A 17,924-nucleotide genomic window follows, 5' to 3' on the forward strand; every position below is an offset into this window, starting at 1 on the left:
CGGCCGGTGAGCGCGCCCGCCCTGCCCGACCGCGATGCCCTGCACCGCAGCATTGACTCGGTGTGGCGCATCGAGGCCGCACGCATCATTGCCAGCGTGGCGCGCATGACGCGCGACGTGGGCCGGGCCGAGGAGCTGGCGCAAGACGCCCTGGTCGCCGCGCTGGAGCATTGGCCCCAAGACGGCCTGCCCGCCAACCCGGCCGCCTGGCTCATGACCACCGCCAAGCGCCGCGCCATCGACCACCTGCGCCAGCAGGCCCTGCACCAGCGCGAGCACGAGGCCCTGGGCCACGACCTCGAAGCGCTCGAGGCGCAGTACGCGCCCGATGTGGTGGACTCCCTCATGCATGCCGAGCAGGACGACATCGGAGACGACCTGCTGCGCCTTATCTTCACCGCCTGCCACCCCGTGTTGCCCACCGAGGCGCGTGTGGCCCTCACGCTGCGGCTGCTGGGCGGCCTCACCACGGCCCAGATTGCACGCGCCTTTCTGGTGCCCGAGCCCACCGTGGCCCAGCGCATCGTGCGCGCCAAGCGCAGCCTCACGGCCGCGCAGGTGCCGTTTGAGGTGCCCGGCGCGGGCGAGCGCGCGCCGCGCCTGGCCTCGGTGCTGGAGGTGATCTACCTCATCTTCAACGAAGGTTATGCCGCCACGGCGGGCGACGACTGGATGCGCCCCGCGCTGTGTGGCGAGGCCCAGCGTCTGGTGCGGGTGCTGGCCAGCCTGGCGCCCGACGAGCCCGAAGTGCAAGGCCTGGTGGCGCTGCTCGAAATCCAGGCCTCGCGCCTGCCCGCGCGCACCGACGCACAAGGCCAGCCCGTGCTGCTCATGGACCAGGACCGCGCGCGCTGGGACCACCTGCTGGTGCGCCGAGGCCTGGCGGCCCTCGACAAGGCCGAGAAGCTGGCGCGCACCGGCAAGCCCTGGGGGCCGTATGCGCTGCAGGGCGCCATTGCCGCCTGCCACGCACGCGCCAAGCAGGCGCAAGACACCGACTGGCCCCACATCGTGGCGCTGTACGACGCACTGCTGCAGGTGGCGCCCTCGCCCGTCGTAGCGCTCAACCGCGCCGTGGCCGTGGGCATGGCCGAAGGGCCCGCAGCCGCGCTGGCGCTGGTGGATGCGCTGGCGGGCGACCCCCTGCTGCGCCATTACCACTGGCTGCCCAGCGTGCGCGGCGACTTGCTGGCCAAGCTGGGCCGGGGGGATGAAGCGCGTGCGGAGTTTGAGCGCGCGGCCAGCCTGACCCGCAATGCGCAGGAAAAGGCGCTGCTGCTGGCCCGTGCCTGCGGCTGAAGGCCGGTGTTGCGCCCACCCTCACCCCGCTGCAAGGACACCATCGCTATGCCCCAACCTGCCCCTGAATACCCGCTGGACGGCGGCTGCACCTGTCGCCATGTGCGTTACCGCCTGCTCACGCCTCCGCTGTTTGTGCACTGTTGCCACTGCCGCTGGTGCCAGCGCGAAAGCGGCGCAGCCTTTGCGCTGAACGCGATGATCGAGGCCGACCGCGTAGAACTGCTCGCAGGTGCCCCGGCGATGGTGCACACCCCGTCAGAAAGTGGCCTGGGCCAAAAGATTGCGCGTTGCCCGCACTGCCAGGTGGCGGTCTGGAGCCACTACGCAGGTGCGGGCCCGGTGATGGCCTTTGTGCGCGTGGGCACGCTGGATGTGCCGGACCACCTGCCGCCCGACATCCACATCTTCACGGCCTCCAAACAGCCCTGGGTGGTGCTGCCGCCGGGGACACCCGCCGTGGCGGAATACTACGAACGCGAGGGGTTGTGGCCCGCGCAAAGCATCGCCCGTCGCCAGGCGGTGTTGCCGCGCATCCAGGCCTACCGTGCGGCGGCGGGGCTCGACCCGGCCTGATGGCGTGTGCAGAGCGGGGGCTCACCGCCTGCGGCGTTTTTTGAATGTCTGCCCCTGCGGAGTGGGGGCCTTGGGTGCCAGCCCCAACGCGGCACGCGCCAGCGTATCGGCCGCGCCATTGCGGTGGCGGGGAATCCACAGGACCTGGGCTTGTGGGAACTGCTGCAGTGCCTCGCGTGCTTCGTCAAACAGCGTCGCCAGCCGCTCAATCGGTGCCTTGGGATGGTTGCCCAACTGCTCCACCAGCACACTGTTGTCGCTGAAAACCTGCACCGGGGTTGAGCTTGCAATGCCCTGCTGCGCCAGCCACTGCAGCGCCAACATCAGCGCGCGCAACTCGGCCTCGTTGTTGCAGCCGGTGAAGGTGGTGGCTTCAGAGATCTGGTGCTGCACGGTGCCGTCGGGGCCCGTCAGCACCGCGCCCAGGCCCATGCGCCCGGGGTTAGGCCAGGCGCTGCCATCGCAGTGAATCACCCAGGCACCAGGGGCGAGCGGCGCGGCCGCCCGTGCAGCGGTCACTTGTAGAACGCTTCGACCGTGCCCTTGATCTTGATGAGCAGCGGCTGGCCCTTGCGGTCCACCGTCTTGCCGGCGGGCACCTTCACCCAGCCTTCGCTGATGCAGTATTCCTCCACATCAAAACGCTCCTTGCCGTTCAGGCGGATGCCGATGTCGTGCTCGAACACGGCGGCCACGTGGTGCGGGCTGCGGGGGTTGACCGACAGGTGGTCGGGCAGGGGCGGCTGGGCGGGGGTGTTGGGGGTGGTGGCTTCGGTCATAGAGGTCTCAGCGAGAAAGGAAAAAACGCAAAGCGCGGATTCTCCGGCATTTGCGTTGCGGGTCATCCCGGCGTTCGATCACCGCCCCAGCGGCGCCACGCCGATCAGCCATGCATGGCCCCAGAACGCAAAGCCCGCCCAGGCCACTGCACCCACCACCACAGCCGCCGCCGTGCCTGCAGCGCTGCCTGCCGCGTACACGGTGCCCTGCGCCCGGTCGCGCTGGCGCGCGGCGCGAAAGCTCAGCACGGCCCACAGCAAAAAGCTGCCAAACAGCAGCACGTCGGCCAGGTTGCCGTTGGACAACACATGCGCCAGCGCCCACACCTTCACGCCCAGCACCATGGGGTGGTGCAGCCGGGCCTTGATGGCATTGCGCGGCACATAGGTGGCGACCAGCAGCACAAAGGCAATCAGCGTCAGCAGCGCCGCAGCGTGCCGCATGCCGATGGGCGGCACCCACAACACCACGGGCTGCTGCCTCGCCAGGCCATAGCCCCAGACGATGAGCACCAGGCCCACGGCCGACACCAGCGAATACAGCCCTTTCCAAGGCATCTCGCCCATGCGTGCCAGCGTCTGCGTGCGCCAGCCATCGGCCACGATGCGCACCGAGTGCACGCCCAGAAACAGCACCAGTCCCAGTACCAGATACCCCATGGCCAAGCCTTTCATGTTGTCGTCGTGAACAGGTTTTGAGGACGAAGGCGGGGCTGCGCCACCGGTGGCAAAGCTCCGTCGTGCAAGTCCTGATCGATTATCGGCAGAGCAGGCGATTGCACCCGTTGCGGAGGGACTTGCGCGGCCCCTGCAGACGAATGCTCTGGAGAACGGTCGTCAGCCCTGTATTCAAGTCAAAAGTGCCGCAAGCGATAGTGAATCATGCGCTGGCAGCTATCAATTCAATAGTAAAAGTGCAGCGACATCGCCAGCGGGCAGGTCGGATCAGGCGCCCGCATGCTGCGCCAGCAGCGCCCCTATCTTGGGCTTGGCGCAGCGCTGCAGCGTTTGCAGCAGTGTGTAGCTGGGCTCGGCCACGCGCCAGCGGGTGCGCAGGTCGTGCTGCATGCGGGCCAGCAGCGCGGCAGCCATCTCAGCGTCGGCCAGCGCCCGGTGGGCCTGGCCCGTGCGCGGCAGGCCGTGGTAGTCCACCAGCGTGCCCAGCTTGTGGCTGGGCGCCTCGGGGTACAGGCGCCGCGACGGCAGCACCGTGCATGCAAACGGCTGCGGTGCAGGCAGCCCGGCGAGGGCCAGTTCGGCCTGCCAGAACTTGCTGTCGAACGACGCGTTGTGCGCCACCATGGGCGCGTCGCCCACAAAGCGCGCGGCGTCCTGCATCACCTGCGCCGCATCGGGCGCGGCGTTGACCATCGCGTTGGTGATGCCGGTGAGCTGGGTGATGAACGACGGAATCCACACCCCGGTCTTCATCAAACTCTGGAACCTGTCCACCACCCGGCCGCCCTCCAGCAGCACGATGGCCACCTCGGTCGCACGCGCGCCCTGGCCGGGCGAGACGCCGGTGGTTTCAAAGTCGATGACGGCGATGGGGGACATGGGCTTGCGTGCGAAAAGGAAGGATTGTGCCGCCGCCCCGCAGACCATCCTGTGCGCCCAGGGTGTCTGTGTGCCTCTGTGCTTATCCAGTGCGTGGCCTACACTGCCGCACTCCTTTTCTTGGATGCATGGAGCCGAGCACACCATGAAGAAAAACGCCACCTCACCGGCCTGGCTGCGCGCCGCGCTGGACTACCTGCCGCAATGGCTGGACCTGCAACTGGAGCGCTTCCGCCAGCCCGGGTGTTCCGTGGCTATCGCGCGCGGCGGCGAAACGGTGGCAGAGCTGGCGCTGGGGGTGGCCGACATGCGCACCCACCAACCCCTCACGTCCCGGCATCGTCTGCGCATTGCCTCGCACTCCAAGACCTTCACGGCAGCGGGCGTCATGCTGCTGCGCGAGCAGGGCCAAGTCGGGCTGGACGACCCCATTGGCCGCTATGTCGATGGCCTGCACAAGGACCTGGCCCGCGCCCGCATTGGCGAGCTGCTGTCGCACAGCGCAGGCGTGACGCGCGACGGCCCCGATGCCGGCCAGTTTCTGGACCGGCGGCCGTTTCTCTCGCGCACCGAGCTGCTGGCGGATTTGCGCGCCAAGCCGCCGCTGGAGGCGGGCGTGCAGCTCAAGTATTCCAACCACGGCTACGGGCTGCTGGGGCTGATGATGGAGCAGGTGACCGGCACGGACTACGCGCGCTGGATGCAGCGCCACGTGATCGCCGCCGCCGGCCTGGAAGAGACCGCGCCCGACATGCCCCACCTGCCCCGGCGCGCCCCCCTGGCCGTGGGCCACAGCAGCGAGTTTCCGTTCGGCCAGCGGCTGATCGTGCCGGGCGACAACCCGTGCGATGCCATGGCCCCGGCGGCTGGGTTTGTATCCACTGCATCGGATGTGGCCCGCTTCTTTTCGCAGCTGGCGCCGGACAGCCCGCAGAGCATCCTCTCGCCCGCCAGTCGCCGCGAGATGGCGCAGCGCCGCTGGCGCGACCCCTGCAACCTGTTCGAGTCCCACTACGGCCTGGGCACCATGCTCAGCGCGCCGGGACCGCGCGAATGGATGGGCCACACCGGCAGCCTGCAAGGGTTCCTGTCGCGCACGGCGCGGTATCCCGCGCTCGACCTCACGGTGACCGTGCTCACCAATGCGCAGGACGGCTTGTCCACCGAATGGGTGGAAGGCATTGCCAGCATCCTGTTTGCGTTCCAGCAGCATGGCGCGCCGGGCAAAAAGGAAGCCGCCTGGGCGGGGCGCTGGTGGAGCCTGTGGGGCGCCAGCGACCTGGTGCCCATGGGCAAGGTGGTGTGCCAGGTGGCGCCCGCCATGTTCGTGCCGTTCAACGCGGCCACCACCGAGCTGGTCGTCACCGGGCGCGACACCGGCGTGGTCCAGAAAGCCTCGGCCTATGCCAGCCCCGGCCAGCCGGTGCGCCGCGTGCGCGATGCCAGCGGCACCGCCACCGAGCTGTGGGTGGGCGGCACCCAGCTGTTGCCCAAGGACGCAATGCTGGCCGAGGCCACCCGGCGCTATCGCAAGGCGCGCAATGCGCCGCGATGACGCTGGCTGCGCCTTTCGGTCAAGGGGGTGCTATTGATTGTGTAGCTGCCAGGGCATGATGCACTAGCGCTACGGGCCGATTTGGCTGATAAATCCTGTGCAGGAACCGGTGCGTGGGGCCCGGCATGCCAAGCCCAACGTTGCCGCTCCGCGCCGCTCAGGACAAGGTCAGTTCCTTGTGCTCGCCCAGGTGGCGCGGGGGCTCCCCGGTGATCGCGGCCTTGGCCATCTGGAACAGTTGCACCATCTTGCTTTCGTCCACATTCCAGTACTCGGCATGGCGGATGCGCACTGCGAGCAGCGCCAGGTCCGGGTCGGACACACCGCCCGGGAACCAGGCCTTGGCCATGGGTGACCACAGGGCTTCCTTCAGCGCGCGGTCCTCCACAAACCGCGCCTGGCCGGACACGGACACATAGCTGTCTTCGTCCGGGTCGGCATACGACACGTTCACTTCGCCGTCGGTCAGCAGGCGCTCGTACAGCTCGCCCGACTGGGAGATGAAGAAGTACAGCTCGGCCTGCTCATCCAGCTGCCGGTTCTGGGTGGTCAGCGGGTGCGCGTGCAGCATGCCCGTGGACGTGCGGTGCGTGAGCATGCCAAAGCGGATGTCCTTGATGAGCTTCCACAGGGTCTCGTGGGCGGGGGATTCAGTGTGCATGGGGCCTCCAGCAGGGGGTGGGGAGTCGAAAGGGTCCGCGCCATTCGGGTGTTCGCGCGGCCATCCGTGGACTCTAGGCACCCTTCTTGCGCCCTGGCGTCGGCGTGCAGCGCCGATGCCTGTGGGTGCTTGTCTGACACGGGGCGCAGCGCCCCGCGCCGCTCAGGCCTTCTTGAGAAACTCTGACTTGAGCAGCATGCTGCCCAGGTCCGTCTTGCAGTCCACGTTGTGGCCGTCGGCACCATCGACCAGGCGAATGCTCTTGATCTTGGTGCCCTTTTTGAGGGTGGACGACGAGCCCTTGACCTTGAGGTCTTTCACCAAAATCACCGCATCGCCATCGGCCAGTGGGTTGCCGTTGGCATCACGTACGGCATCGCGCACGATGCCGTCGCCTGCATCGGCGTCGGCTTCTGCGGCATCGGCCACTTGCGGCCATTCAAACGCGCAGTCGGGGCACACGTAGTTGCTGCCATCGGGGTAGGTGTTTTCCAGGCCACATTGGGGGCAGGCAGGTACGGTGTGGGGCATGGGGGTCCTCTCTGGGGTTGTTGTAGTGGTTATGGAATCGAAGGGGGCAAAGTATCACCGCTTCACAGCGGCGCACGTTGCTCCAGCGCAAACGGCGGCAGCCCTTTGAGCAGGCGCTGCCCGTAGCTGGTGCGCGTCAGGCGCTTGTCGTAGCAGTACACATGCGCCATGTCTTCCTCGGTGCGGATCGCGCGGCCCACCCATTGCGCCAGGCGGATGGCGGTGGCGGGCACCACCAGTTCGCTGAAGGGGTCGCGGCCCACGGCGCGCAGCCACTCGGCGCGGGCCTCGCCCACCGGGTCGTCGGGCGGGGCAAAGGGCAGTTTGGTGATGAACACCGATTCGCACAGCCGCCCCGGCAAATCCAGCCCCTCGCCAAACGACTGCATGCCGAAGATGACCGAAGGCTCGCCGTTCTCCACCCGCTCGCGGTGGCGCTTGAGCAGCTGCGTGCGCGGCAGTGCGTTCTGCACCAGCACCACGCTGCGCATGGCGGTGGGCAGTGCATCCACGGCCTGGCGCATCTGCTCGCGCGAGGTGAACAGCACCAGCGCGCCGTACTCCACGCGGGCAATGTCGTGCAGCAGCGCTTCGACCATCTCGGTGGTGAACTGCGCGGCGTTCTTGGGGTCGGCGCGCGTCTCGGCGGCAATCAACGTGCCCTGTGCGGCGTAGTTGAAGGGGCTGGGCACTTCCAGCGTGGTGGTGGCCTCATCGCCATGCAGGCCCGCCTCGCGCAGGAAGAAATCAAAGTGCCCGCAGCTGGTGAGCGTGGCCGAGGTGAGCACGGCGCCGCGCACCGCGCTCCACAGGTGGTTGCGCAGCGTGGTGCCGGGCAGGATGGGGCTGGCGTGCGCCTTGACCACGATGAAGTCGCCATCTACCTCCAGCGTGAACCACTTGGCGGCGGGCACTGTGCCCTCGGGGGCGTCCTGCAGCAGCAGTTGCGCGGTGGCGTGCAGCTCTTCCAGGCGCGGGGCCAGCATGCCGATCTGCGCATACAGCGTGGACAGGCGCTTGGCTTCATCGGGCTTGTCGCGCATCTCGGCGCGCAGGGCTTTGCTGATGGCGCGCAGAGCATCGAGGAAGCCCTCGGCGCTGGCGGCCAGCAGGCCCAGCGGAGCGATCAGCGGTTCGGGCAGCTCGCCCCTGGGCACACGCACGCGCGCCGGGCCCCAGGCGCTGGGCTGGCTCTTGAGTTGGGCGCCGTACACGTCCATCACGATGCGCGCCAGGTCCTGCAGCGTTTGCCGCAGCTGGGCCGAGTGCTTGGGGATGTCGGCAATCTCCTCCACCTCCAGCAGCGCACCAATGCGCAGGCCGCGGCTGGCAAGGCGCTCGATCCAGGTGATGCGCGAAAGGTCCATGCTGCACGCGAATTGATCCAGCGCGGTCGATGGCAGGTGGTGGGCTTCGTCCAGCACCAGCAGGCAGTTGTCCAGCTCGGGCAGCACGCGCGCGCCCAGTGACGACAGCAGCAAATCGTGGTTGGCCACGATCACCTGCGCACCCACCAGCTCCTTGCGCTTGTCGTAGTAGGTGCACTGGCTGAAGGCCGGGCAGTGCTTGCCGGTGCACGACGCGCCCTCGGCCGCCACGGGGCTCCACACCTCGGGCTCGGGCGGTGTGTCGAGGCTGTCGCGGTCACCATCCCACGCGCCCTTCGACAGCGTCTGCGCCATCGTCGAATAGAACTGGATGCGCGCCTCGGTCTCATGCCGGGGGCGCTTGGCGCGGGCGGCGGCTTCTTCCTCGGCAAACAGGTCGTCGTCGGCCTCTTCCTCGGCCTCCCCCGTACCCGCCAGGCGGTCGAGCTTGAGCTTGCACACATAGCGCCCGCGTCCCTTGGCCAGCGCAAATTTGAAGGGCTGGGGCATCAGCGCGGCCAGGGAGGGCAAGTCTTTGTTGACCAGTTGCTCCTGCAGCGCCACCGTGGCGGTGGAGATCAGCACCCGCGTGCCGCGCGACAGTGCCAGTGCAATGGCGGGTGCGCAATACGCCAGCGACTTGCCCACCCCCGTGCCCGCCTGAATGACGGCAATGGAGCGCGTGGGCGCGGCCTCGCCGCCTTCTTCATCCACCTTGCCCAGCGTGGCGCTGCTGAACGTGCGCGCTACCTGCTGCGCCATCAGCCGCTGGCCTGCGCGGCTGCGAAACCCCTCGGTGGCCTGCACCACCGCATCGAAAGATTCAAGGGCCTGCGCGGCCCACACCTGTTGAGACATACAGTAGTGTCGCATGGCTTGGAGGGCCCATCGCTCCAAAGGCGTGTGCACGCCATCTCCATCGCCCGTCGGGTAGATGGCCTGTGGGCCTACAAGACGGTGACAGGGCCGTTTTTACGATCCATGGAATGTGACCCGCTGTGGTCCAAACCCAAGGAGACCCCCATGCCCCGCAACACAAACCCCGACGAGCCCACTTCGACCCCTACCGGACCCGAACCTTCGGTAGACACCACCAAGCGCCAGGCCCCCGGCCCCCACACGCAGGGGCCGTTGAAAGCGGGCCCTGCGGCCGCCAAGGAAGAAAAGCCCAAGCTGCCCCATGAGCGTGACGAGTCGGTGGACATGACCCATGGCAAACCCGACGCTCACATCGAGCAGGCGTACCGCGATGTGCAGCGTGGGTTGCAAGACACCGACCGGGGGCCGCCGGCCGACAAGGCTTACCAGAAGCAAAAGCGTTGATCGGCTTCTGGTTGCTTCACTTTTGATAGCTGACGGCGCATATTTAACCGGCGCTATCGGCTATTTTTGCTTGAAAGCAGCCGCTGCATCGCCCGTTGTGTTCATCCCCGCTCGCGCAGCGCCCGCTCGATCCGGTCCCGCCGCACCGTCGTCTTGGGCACCTTGAACGGGAACCACATGCGCACGTCCTCTTCCAGGCCGATGCCGTGCATGTAGTTGTAGATGGCCTTCTTCAGGCCCGCGCCCAGCGCGTCGTGGTCCACGCCCGTAGGGTCGATGAAGGCCACGTCGTTCTTGGCAAAGTCGCCCGGTGGCAGGGGCGCCAGCGTCACGCCGTATTCCTCGGGGTTTTGGCCCACGGGTGAATGCACGGTGCAGGCAAAGCGGTGGAAGAAACCACTCTGGATGCAGCCATTGGCGAACAGCTGGCGCACGTATTCGAGCGCGTCCACCGTGTCTTGCACCGTCTGGGTCGGGAAGCCGTACATGAGGTACGCATGCACCAGGATGCCGGCGTCGGTGAAGGCCTTGGTCACGCGGGCCACCTGGTCTACCGACACACCTTTTTTCATCAGGTTGAGCAGCCGGTCTGACGCGACTTCCAGCCCGCCGGAGATGGCGATGCAGCCGCTGTCGGCCAGTAGCTCGGCCAGATCGGGGGTGAAGGTTTTTTCAAACCGCACATTGCCCCACCAGCTGATGCCCGCGTTGCGCGCAATCAGTTCGGTGGCCAGGGCCTTGAGGGCCTTGGGCGGTGCGGCCTCGTCCACAAAGTGAAAGCCCGTCTGCCCCGTCTCGCGCACGATGGCTTCGATGCGGTCGGCCAGCACGGCGGCGCTGGCGCCCTCGTAGCGGCTGATGTAGTCCAAGCTCACGTCGCAGAAGCTGCACTTCTTCCAGTAGCAGCCATGCGCCACGGTCAGCTTGTTCCAGCGCCCGTCGCTCCACAGCCGGTGCATGGGGTTGAGCATGTCCAGTAGCGACAGATAGCGGTCCAGCGGCAGGCCGTCCCAGGTGGGTGTTCCCACCTCGGCAAAGGCGATGTCGGCTTCCATCATGTTGATGTACTGCACCGCGCCATCGTCACCGCGCACGAAGGTGCGCACCAAGCGCTGGCGGCCGCGTTCGCCGCGCAGGTGTTCCAGCAGCGCCAGCAATGGGCGTTCACCCGCGTCCAGCGTCACATAGTCAAAAAAGTCGAACACACGCGGGTCGGCCAGTTCGCGCAGTTCGGTATTCACAAACCCGCCGCCCAGCACGGTGGCGATGTGCGGGTGCCGCGCCTTGATGGCCTGCGCAATGCGGAACGCCGCATACACGGACCCCGGAAACGGCACGGACAGCAGCACCACGCTGGGCTGGTGCTTGGCAATCGCTTCGTGCGTGAGCTGCTCCAGCAACTCGTCTACCAGCGTGGGCGGCGCAGCGAGTGCTTGGGCCAGCGGGTCAAACGTGGGCTGGCTGCCGGCCAGCGATTCGGCATAGCGCACAAACTCAAAGCGCTCGTCCACCGCGTCGCGCAGCACATCGGCCAGGTCGTTCAGGTACAGCGTGGCCAGGTGCTTGGCCTTGTCCGTCAGGCCCAAAGCGCCAAAAGCCCAGCCCAGCGGGTCGCCGCCTTCGTCATCCACGTACACGTCGAGCGTGGCAAAACGCGACCCCTCGGGCAGGTAGTTGCGGCCCACGATGCGGTGGGCCAGCGTGCTGTCGCGGCCTTGCAAGAAGGCAATGGCGGGGCCGATGGTGGCGAGGTAGCGGTCCTTCTGCGCCGCAAAACTTTGCACGGCGGGGCTCTGCTTTTTGGCGGGCAGTGCGTCCACCTTGGCGGCCACGGCCTTCAACCCTTCGGGCGAGAGCAGGCGCAGCACCAGGGCCAGCGCCAGGTCTTCCTGCACCGCCGTCATGCCGCGCGAGCGCAGAAAGCCCGTGAGGTAGGCGGTGGAGGGGTACGGCGTGTTCAGCTGCGTCATCGGGGGGATGACGGAGAGCACGCGCTGGGCAGTGGAGGCGGGGGCGACGGCAGACATGGTGGAAACAGGCAATGGGGCGATGCGGTGCCGCCGCAGGGGGCGTGAAACCCCCGATTATCCCGGCCCGGCTTTATCCCTGGTGGGCTGGGGGCGCAGGGGGTACCGGAGCCCCTTGGGGCGTGCCCGCCAAGTAATTGTTCTTCACCCGCACATAGTGCACGGCCGAATACTTGAGGTACGTAATCTCCGTATCGGTCAGCGCGCGCTGCCGCACTGCGGGGCGGCCGATGTAGAGGTAGCCGCTTTCCAGCACCTTGCCGGGCGAGACCAGGCTGCCTGCGCCCAGCATCACGCGGTCTTCGATGATGGCGTCATCCATCACGATGGAGCCCATGCCGATGAGGCATTCGTTGCCAATGCGGCAGCCGTGCAGGATGACCGAGTGGCCCACCGTCACGTAGTCGCCAATCACCAGCGGCGAGCCTTCGGGCTTGCTGGCATTGCGGTGTGACACATGGCCCATGGTCAGGTCCTGCACGTTGCTGCACACGCCCACGGTGATGCGGTTCACATCGCCGCGCAGCACGGCGTTGCACCACACCGAGCTGTCGCGGCCCATCGTGACGTCACCGATGACCTGGGCAGAGTCGTGGATGAAAACGCCGGTGTCCAGAACCGGTGCGGTGTCGAGGTAGGGAGCGATGGGCATCGTGGTTTCAGGCTGCGTGGAAAGAACGGGCGAGCGTAGTGCAAATCGCCCAGCGCCGGCGTGCTGGCCGGTGTAGTTGCTTTGACCAGCATTCTGAGTCCTCCACGCGATGCTGAGTATCCCTATGGCGCGCGGCGGACACGAGTTTTTTTGACCTCGTCGGGTGGTCTTGTGGGCAGCGGCGAAAGGCACGCGATGGCATGTTCCGCGAAAGCCTGGGCGATCTGGTCGCCAGCGAGGGGGCCATCTTCGGTGAACCAGCGGTTGATATTGTTGATGGCGCCCATGAAGAAGAACACTGCCAGTTTGGGATCGCACGGGGCAATCTGTCCTTCGTCGATGGCCCGTTGTACCAGGGTTCGCAATTCCTTGTCCAGCAATCTACGGCGTCGCTGGATGACAGCTGTGTGTTCCGGAGTCATCGAGTAGTACTCGGTCAGCACGACGCAGGTCCCGAGTTCGCTGGTCATCTTGCGGATGTAGAGCGCGACGAATTCGCGCAGCTGCGCCAGGGGGGCGGTAGTGCTTTGCTGCGCTTCTGCCATCGAAGTCTCTGCCATGTCCACGGCCATACGGTGGCACTCAAACAGGATCTCGTGCTTGTTCTCCACATAACGGTACAGCGCTGGCTTGGTGACTGACAGCGCCTGGGCAATGTCGTCCAGCGTGGTGTTGTGAAAGCCTTTGGTGCCGAACACGCGGCCAGCCGCCACGATCAATGCACGCTTGCGTACTTCGCGTGCGTCAGGGACTTCGGCGAGTGCGTTATTCCAGCGGGCAGGTTTGTTCGTCACTTGGCAGTCGGAGGTGGGCTATGGAATGCGCCAGCTGTGTCGCTGACGTGTCAATTTTGCAGTTGACGCTGCACATTGTCGCTCATATCATTCACCACAAGTTACCAAAGAGTAACTGCAAGTTTATCTTCGGTAAACAAAGGCCCTGATGGGTCGCAACAGGAGACAAATCCATGAGCATTCTTCGCGCTACCTGCGTCGCAGCCGTCATGGCGTGCAGCGCACTCGCTGCGGTAGCCCAGTCGGCACCACCCATTCGCATTGCACATATCGACACCTTCTCGGGCCCCACCGCTTCGACGGGCACCACGGTGGCCAAGACCTTGCTGTATGCAGTGCACCTCATCAACGAGCGCGGGGGCGTGCTGGGCCGCAAGCTTGAAGTGGTGCAACTGGACAACGCAGGCGATTCCAACAAGGCCGTGGCCATGCTGACCAGCACCGTGGACCAGAAGATCAACTTCATGGTGCAGGCGGGCAACTCAGGCATTGCAGGCTCGCTGCTCACCGCGCTCGACAAGCACAACCAGCGCAATCCCAACGCGCGCGTGCTGTTCCTGAACTACGGTTCGGCGCTGCCCGATCTCACCGAGTCGAAGTGCAACTTCTGGTTCTTCCGATTCGAAGCCCATCAGAAAATGAAGATGCATGCGGTGGCTGAATACGTAGCCAACAACCCGGACATCAAGAAGATCTACCTGATCAACCAAGACTACAGTTTTGGGCATGAGGTCAGCGCGGATGCCAAAGCGATCATCAGCAAGGCCCGGCCAGACATCCAGTTCGTGGGCGACGAGTTCCACCCCTTTGGCAAGATCAAAGACTTCTCGCCCTACGTGCTAAAGATCAAGCAGTCTGGCGCCGATACAGTTCTCACGGGCAACTGGGGTAACGACTTGGCGCTGCTGGTGCGTGCCAGCAAGGACTCGGGCCTGAGCACTAAGTACATCACTTACTACGGCGGCCTGTTCGGCGTTCCTACATCCATTGGCGCTGCGGGCGAGAACACCGTGTTCCAGATCTCTTCATGGCACCCCAATGCGCCGGTGGAAGACAAGATGCCAGAGCTGGAGAAATACCAGCGCGATTTCAAGGCCAAGTTTGGTGAGGACCTGTACTACACCTCGATCCTGGTGCAGATGGACATGCTGGCCAAGGCCATCGAGAAGACGGGTAACACCACCGATCTGGTCAAGATTGCCAAGGCACTGGAGGGCATGGAGCTCGACTCGCCATTCGGCAAGATCAAGATGCGCGCCCAGGACCACCAGGCCAGTCACCCGATCTACATCAACCAGCTGGTCAAGGGTGTGAAGTACGACGCCGAGGGCCTGGGCATGGGCTGGAAGACGGTGGCCAAGGTGCCTGGCGACAAGACCATACTGCCCACCACCTGCAAGATGGAGCGACCAAGTTGAGTCCCGCGCAACAGTCCACTGGCGCCTGGGAGCGCCAGCCATGAATGTGCGTGACAAGGTGGCTGTGGTCACCGGGGGCGCTTCGGGCTTGGGTTATGCCAGCGCCGTAGCCCTGGCCGCTGCGGGTGCACGTGTAGTCGTCCTTGACCGTGATGCGCAAGCCGTGGCCTCTGTAGTGCAGGCCTTGGGCCAGGGCACAGCGGGGCAGGTGCTGAATGTTACGCAGGACGCTGCTGTGGAGCAGGCCTTCGAACAGATCGAACGCACCGTAGGTCCCGTGTCGGTGTTGGTGAACTGCGCGGGAATTGCCGACCCTGGCAACGTGGTTCGGCAGGGTCAGGTCATGCCCTTGGCCGCGTTTGAGCGGGTAGTGGCTGTGAACCTGCTGGGCACCATCAACTGCATCCGCTGCGCTGTCCCGCAGATGATCAATGCACGCAGCGATGCTGGCGCGAAAGCCGACACCGAGGCGGGCGTGATCATCAATACGGCCTCAATTGCAGCCTTCGATGGCCAGATCGGCCAGGCCGCGTACGCCGCCTCCAAGGGCGGTGTGGCGGGCATGGTACTGCCCCTGGCCCGCGAGCTGGGCGATTACGGTATCCGGGTGCTGGGCATTGCACCGGGTGTGTTCGAGACGCCTATGACCCTGGGCCTGCCACAGCGTTCACGCGATGTGGTGTTTGCAGCCTTGCCGCCCTACCCGCAGCGCCCCGGGCAGCCGCAGGAGTTTGCTCAACTGGTGCTGGCCATGCTGGGCAACCCTATGCTCAACGGCGAAGTGGTGCGCCTGGACGGTGCGCTGCGCATGCCCGCCCGCCTGTGACCATCTCTCGCTTCAACCAAGGAATGCCATGAAATTGCAGGGAACCGTGGCCGTAGTGACCGGCGCTGCATCGGGGCTGGGCCGTGCCTGTGTGGAGATGCTGCTGACCGAAGGCTGCAGCGTGGCCGCCATTGATCTGACCGTGGCCGAAGACCCTGGCGCCTGGAGCGGCACGCTGCGCCTGTTACGCCTGGCTGGGGATGTGAGCAGTGCCAACGACATGGAACGTGCGTTTGCCACCATTCAGCGCGAGCTCGGCACGCCAGGCATTTTGGTCAACTGTGCTGGGGTGTTGGGTCCGGCCCGGGTGTTTCGCACCGACAAAGCCACGGGGCGTGCGGTGCCTCGCCCTATGGAGCTGTTTCGCCGGGTGATCGATATCAACCTGGTGGGTACGTTCAACACCGTTCGGCTTTTCGCCCAGGGTCTGGCCCAGGCGGGGCCGGTGCAGGGTGACGAAGACCGTGGGGTCATCATCAACACAGCATCGGTGGCGGCCTACGAGGCCTTGTCGGCACAGACGGCCTATGGCTCCTCGAAGGCAGGCGTGGCGAGCATGACGCTACCGCTGGCGCGGGAGTTGGCGCACTACGGTATCCGCGTCATGGCGCTGGCCCCGGGCACGTTTGAGACCGGCATGTACGAGGTGGTACCCGACCACACCCGCCGCACGTTGATCAGCGACGTACCCTTTCCAACCCGGCCCGGCCGTCCCGCCGAGTTTGCCCACATGGCCAAGGCCCTGATCGAGAACTCCATGATGAATGGCTCGGTCGTTCGCATCGACGGCGCCGTGCGCATGCGCGAGCCCCAGGCGTTCGGCCATTCGTACCCAGCTGGGCATTGATGAGCGGCCATCGCGCCAACGAACCTTCCACCGCCATACCGCCATACCGCCATGAACGAGCCCATTGCCACTGAAGAACACGCCCTGCGCATGGAGGCGCTGTACCAGGACCGCCTGGTGCCCTGCTACGTCCACCGGCCCGCGCACCTGGATGGCATGTTCCGTGCATCCGTCCAGCGCCGCGCGCAGGCGCTGGCGCTGGAGGAGGGAGCACACAGCCTGACGTATGCGCAGCTGGACGCGCAGGTGGGCCGCCTCGCGGCGGGTTGGGCGGCGCGCGGCATCGGGCGTGGGGACCGCGTGGCGCTGTTTCTGGGCAACCGCATGGACTTTGTCGTGGCCCTGCTGTCGCTGTGGCGCCTGGGGGCCGTTGTGGTGCCCATTGGTATCCGTCAAAGCGTGGCCGAGCTGGAATACATGCTGGGTCAATGCGGTGCGTGTGCGCTGGTCTTCGAGGGGACGCTGGTCGACAGGCTGCCCCAGCCCGACCGCATCCCGGGCGTGCGCCTTTTTGTGCACTGCCTGGATGCTGACGAAAGTCCTGGCGTGCTCCAGGCGGCGCAGCTTTCGAGCGTGGCCCTGGCCGACATTGCGTGCGAACCCGCGCTGGCGGCTTGCGCGGACGACTTCAGCGACCAGTCGCCCGCCTGCATCATGTACACCTCGGGCACCACGGGCCACCCCAAGGGGGCGGTGCTGTCGCACCTGGGCTTCTTCCACACAGCCAGGCATTACATCCACCGCTTTGGATACCGCCCGGACGACCGCATGTTGCTGGTGATACCCGGCAGCCATATCTCGGGCCTGCTGGCCGCTGTGGTCGTGACCTTGCAGGTGGGCGGTTGCTTGGTGTGCATGCGCCAGTTCGATGCGCCCAACGTGTTGCGGACGATGCAAGACCGAAACATCACAGCCACCGTGATGGTGCCTGCGATGTACAACCTGTGCCTGCTGCAACCAGAGATCGGCACCTACGATCTGTCGGCCTGGCGCATCGGGCATTTCGGTGGTGCGGCCATGCCGGAGGTCACCATCGAGCGGCTGGCGCAGGTGCTGCCCGCACTGCAGCTGTACAACGGCTTTGGCGCTACCGAGACCACCTCGGCCGTCACGCTCACCGAGCGCGGCGACGCCGCCCGCTATCCCGACTCCGTCGGCACCGTGCTGCCGTGCATCGACATCCGCGTGCTGGACCCCGAAGGCCGAGAGGTGCCTCCTGGCGGTCCCGGCGAGCTGTGGATTCGCAGCCCGGGCAACGCCATCGGCTACTGGAACCAGCCCGAGGCCACGCGGGCGACCTTTGTCGCAGGCTACTGGCGATCGGGGGACATCGGCAGCGTGGACGCCGCGGGCTACCTGCGCGTGTTCGACCGCATCAAGGACATGATCAACCGCGGTGGCTACAAGGTCTACTGCGTGGAGCTGGAGAACTGCATCCAGCGCTGCGAAGGCGTGGTCGAAGCCGCGGCCGTGGCCAGCCCCTGCCCGGTGCTGGGCGAGCGCATCCATGTGTTCGTCTATGCCCGCACTGCGGTGGATGCCGAGGGCATTCGCCAGTTCTGTCGCAGCCAGCTGGCCGACTACAAAACGCCGGACTTCATCACCATCTGCGCCGAACCACTGCCACGCAACCTCAACGGTAAGTTGGTCAAGGCACCGCTGCGCGAGGCCGCGCGTGCTGCGGCCCTGCCATCCACCGACCGCTGACAAGG

The 17,924-nt window shown here is 66.1% G+C and carries 18 protein-coding genes; 8 read left to right on the plus strand and 10 right to left on the minus strand.

All coding sequences use genetic code 11. The annotated features are described in order from the left end of the window. The first annotated feature begins 6 nt into the window (after positions 1–6). Positions 7–1,299: an RNA polymerase sigma factor gene (locus ACODSM_RS00900; protein ID WP_488804023.1), complete on the plus strand. Its 1,293-nt coding sequence runs from the start codon at positions 7–9 to the stop codon at positions 1,297–1,299. A gap of 48 nt (positions 1,300–1,347) precedes the next feature. Further along, positions 1,348–1,875, plus strand: a complete 528-nt coding sequence (locus ACODSM_RS00905; RefSeq protein ID WP_309827742.1) for a GFA family protein — start codon at positions 1,348–1,350, stop codon at positions 1,873–1,875. Positions 1,876–1,896: 21 nt separating this feature from the next. Here ACODSM_RS00905 and ACODSM_RS00910 read toward each other — a convergent pair whose 3' ends face one another. The 4 genes from ACODSM_RS00910 to ACODSM_RS00925 all read right to left on the minus strand — a co-directional run bounded on the left by ACODSM_RS00910 (position 1,897) and on the right by ACODSM_RS00925 (position 4,211). Further along, positions 1,897–2,394, minus strand: coding sequence for a ribonuclease HI family protein (locus ACODSM_RS00910; RefSeq protein WP_108497116.1), 498 nt, complete (start codon positions 2,392–2,394; stop codon positions 1,897–1,899). Next, the gene (locus tag ACODSM_RS00915; protein ID WP_056742544.1) at positions 2,391–2,654 is read right to left on the minus strand and encodes a DUF3297 family protein; all 264 of its coding nucleotides are present in this window, start codon (positions 2,652–2,654) and stop codon (positions 2,391–2,393) included. Before ACODSM_RS00915 ends, ACODSM_RS00910 begins: the two co-directional genes overlap by 4 nt. 78 nt (positions 2,655–2,732) lie before the next feature. Next, entirely contained in the window at positions 2,733–3,314 is a 582-nt protein-coding gene (locus tag ACODSM_RS00920) for an NnrU family protein (protein WP_108499866.1), read from the minus strand. Positions 3,315–3,599: 285 nt separating this feature from the next. Next, positions 3,600–4,211 (minus strand): 3'-5' exonuclease, encoded by a 612-nt coding sequence (locus tag ACODSM_RS00925; RefSeq protein WP_488804024.1) that lies wholly within the window; start codon positions 4,209–4,211, stop codon positions 3,600–3,602. A 145-nt stretch (positions 4,212–4,356) separates the two neighbouring features. On the opposite strand from ACODSM_RS00925, the gene ACODSM_RS00930 reads away from it, so the two are divergent. Further along, on the plus strand, positions 4,357–5,766 hold the full coding sequence (locus ACODSM_RS00930; RefSeq protein WP_488804025.1) for a serine hydrolase domain-containing protein: 1,410 nt from the start codon (positions 4,357–4,359) through the stop codon (positions 5,764–5,766). Between the two features lie 157 nt (positions 5,767–5,923). Here the strand turns inward: ACODSM_RS00930 and ACODSM_RS00935 are convergent, their stop codons facing one another. From ACODSM_RS00935 to dinG, 3 genes are all read right to left on the minus strand, one after another. After that, positions 5,924–6,427 (minus strand): pyridoxamine 5'-phosphate oxidase family protein, encoded by a 504-nt coding sequence (locus tag ACODSM_RS00935; RefSeq protein ID WP_015011857.1) that lies wholly within the window; start codon positions 6,425–6,427, stop codon positions 5,924–5,926. A gap of 162 nt (positions 6,428–6,589) precedes the next feature. Then, the gene (locus tag ACODSM_RS00940) at positions 6,590–6,958 is read right to left on the minus strand and encodes a zinc ribbon domain-containing protein YjdM (protein WP_476016547.1); all 369 of its coding nucleotides are present in this window, start codon (positions 6,956–6,958) and stop codon (positions 6,590–6,592) included. A gap of 62 nt (positions 6,959–7,020) precedes the next feature. Then, positions 7,021–9,183 carry an ATP-dependent DNA helicase DinG gene (gene dinG / locus ACODSM_RS00945; RefSeq protein WP_488804026.1) on the minus strand — a complete coding sequence of 721 codons (2,163 nt, stop codon included), beginning with the start codon at positions 9,181–9,183 and terminating at the stop codon, positions 7,021–7,023. Positions 9,184–9,348: 165 nt separating this feature from the next. Here dinG and ACODSM_RS00950 point away from each other — a divergent pair, with 165 nt between their 5' ends. Further along, positions 9,349–9,648: a hypothetical protein gene (locus ACODSM_RS00950; protein ID WP_291443576.1), complete on the plus strand. Its 300-nt coding sequence runs from the start codon at positions 9,349–9,351 to the stop codon at positions 9,646–9,648. 101 nt (positions 9,649–9,749) lie between these two features. On the opposite strand, the gene ACODSM_RS00955 is transcribed toward ACODSM_RS00950, so the two are convergent. From ACODSM_RS00955 to ACODSM_RS00965, 3 genes are all read right to left on the minus strand, one after another. Then, positions 9,750–11,618: a B12-binding domain-containing radical SAM protein gene (locus ACODSM_RS00955; RefSeq protein ID WP_488804237.1), complete on the minus strand. Its 1,869-nt coding sequence runs from the start codon at positions 11,616–11,618 to the stop codon at positions 9,750–9,752. A 130-nt stretch (positions 11,619–11,748) separates the two neighbouring features. Next, positions 11,749–12,327, minus strand: coding sequence for a gamma carbonic anhydrase family protein (locus tag ACODSM_RS00960; protein ID WP_488804027.1), 579 nt, complete (start codon positions 12,325–12,327; stop codon positions 11,749–11,751). 122 nt (positions 12,328–12,449) lie between these two features. After that, on the minus strand, positions 12,450–13,121 hold the full coding sequence (locus ACODSM_RS00965; protein WP_488804028.1) for a TetR/AcrR family transcriptional regulator: 672 nt from the start codon (positions 13,119–13,121) through the stop codon (positions 12,450–12,452). A 173-nt stretch (positions 13,122–13,294) separates the two neighbouring features. On the opposite strand from ACODSM_RS00965, the gene ACODSM_RS00970 reads away from it, so the two are divergent. Genes ACODSM_RS00970 through ACODSM_RS00985 form a run of 4 tightly spaced genes read left to right on the plus strand, consistent with a single transcriptional unit; the run spans position 13,295 to position 17,919 of the window. Next, a complete protein-coding gene (locus tag ACODSM_RS00970; RefSeq protein WP_488804029.1) occupies positions 13,295–14,539 on the plus strand; it encodes a branched-chain amino acid ABC transporter substrate-binding protein in 1,245 nt (414 codons plus the stop codon). Between the two features lie 40 nt (positions 14,540–14,579). Further along, positions 14,580–15,365 (plus strand): SDR family NAD(P)-dependent oxidoreductase, encoded by a 786-nt coding sequence (locus ACODSM_RS00975; RefSeq protein ID WP_488804030.1) that lies wholly within the window; start codon positions 14,580–14,582, stop codon positions 15,363–15,365. A 28-nt stretch (positions 15,366–15,393) separates the two neighbouring features. Continuing rightward, complete coding sequence (locus ACODSM_RS00980; protein WP_488804031.1) at positions 15,394–16,212, plus strand: SDR family NAD(P)-dependent oxidoreductase; 819 nt, start codon at positions 15,394–15,396, stop codon at positions 16,210–16,212. A gap of 51 nt (positions 16,213–16,263) precedes the next feature. Next, entirely contained in the window at positions 16,264–17,919 is a 1,656-nt protein-coding gene (locus ACODSM_RS00985) for a class I adenylate-forming enzyme family protein (RefSeq protein ID WP_488804032.1), read from the plus strand. Positions 17,920–17,924 lie beyond the last annotated feature (5 nt).

It is taken from the genome of Acidovorax sp. FG42, assembly GCF_057809195.1.

What these genes read in the sequence shown, in the direction of transcription:
- ACODSM_RS00905 (WP_309827742.1), top strand. Translation starts at nt 1,348, where the DNA reads ATGCCCCAACCTGCCCCTGAATACCCGCTGGACGGCGGCTGCACCTGT.
- ACODSM_RS00915 (WP_056742544.1), bottom strand. Translation starts at nt 2,654, where the DNA reads ATGACCGAAGCCACCACCCCCAACACCCCCGCCCAGCCGCCCCTGCCC.
- ACODSM_RS00920 (WP_108499866.1), bottom strand. Translation starts at nt 3,314, where the DNA reads ATGGGGTATCTGGTACTGGGACTGGTGCTGTTTCTGGGCGTGCACTCG.
- ACODSM_RS00925 (WP_488804024.1), bottom strand. Translation starts at nt 4,211, where the DNA reads ATGTCCCCCATCGCCGTCATCGACTTTGAAACCACCGGCGTCTCGCCC.
- ACODSM_RS00930 (WP_488804025.1), top strand. Translation starts at nt 4,357, where the DNA reads ATGAAGAAAAACGCCACCTCACCGGCCTGGCTGCGCGCCGCGCTGGAC.
- ACODSM_RS00935 (WP_015011857.1), bottom strand. Translation starts at nt 6,427, where the DNA reads ATGCACACTGAATCCCCCGCCCACGAGACCCTGTGGAAGCTCATCAAG.
- ACODSM_RS00940 (WP_476016547.1), bottom strand. Translation starts at nt 6,958, where the DNA reads ATGCCCCACACCGTACCTGCCTGCCCCCAATGTGGCCTGGAAAACACC.
- dinG (WP_488804026.1), bottom strand. Translation starts at nt 9,183, where the DNA reads ATGTCTCAACAGGTGTGGGCCGCGCAGGCCCTTGAATCTTTCGATGCG.
- ACODSM_RS00950 (WP_291443576.1), top strand. Translation starts at nt 9,349, where the DNA reads ATGCCCCGCAACACAAACCCCGACGAGCCCACTTCGACCCCTACCGGA.
- ACODSM_RS00955 (WP_488804237.1), bottom strand. Translation starts at nt 11,618, where the DNA reads ATGACGCAGCTGAACACGCCGTACCCCTCCACCGCCTACCTCACGGGC.
- ACODSM_RS00960 (WP_488804027.1), bottom strand. Translation starts at nt 12,327, where the DNA reads ATGCCCATCGCTCCCTACCTCGACACCGCACCGGTTCTGGACACCGGC.
- ACODSM_RS00970 (WP_488804029.1), top strand. Translation starts at nt 13,295, where the DNA reads ATGAGCATTCTTCGCGCTACCTGCGTCGCAGCCGTCATGGCGTGCAGC.
- ACODSM_RS00975 (WP_488804030.1), top strand. Translation starts at nt 14,580, where the DNA reads ATGAATGTGCGTGACAAGGTGGCTGTGGTCACCGGGGGCGCTTCGGGC.
- ACODSM_RS00980 (WP_488804031.1), top strand. Translation starts at nt 15,394, where the DNA reads ATGAAATTGCAGGGAACCGTGGCCGTAGTGACCGGCGCTGCATCGGGG.
- ACODSM_RS00985 (WP_488804032.1), top strand. Translation starts at nt 16,264, where the DNA reads ATGAACGAGCCCATTGCCACTGAAGAACACGCCCTGCGCATGGAGGCG.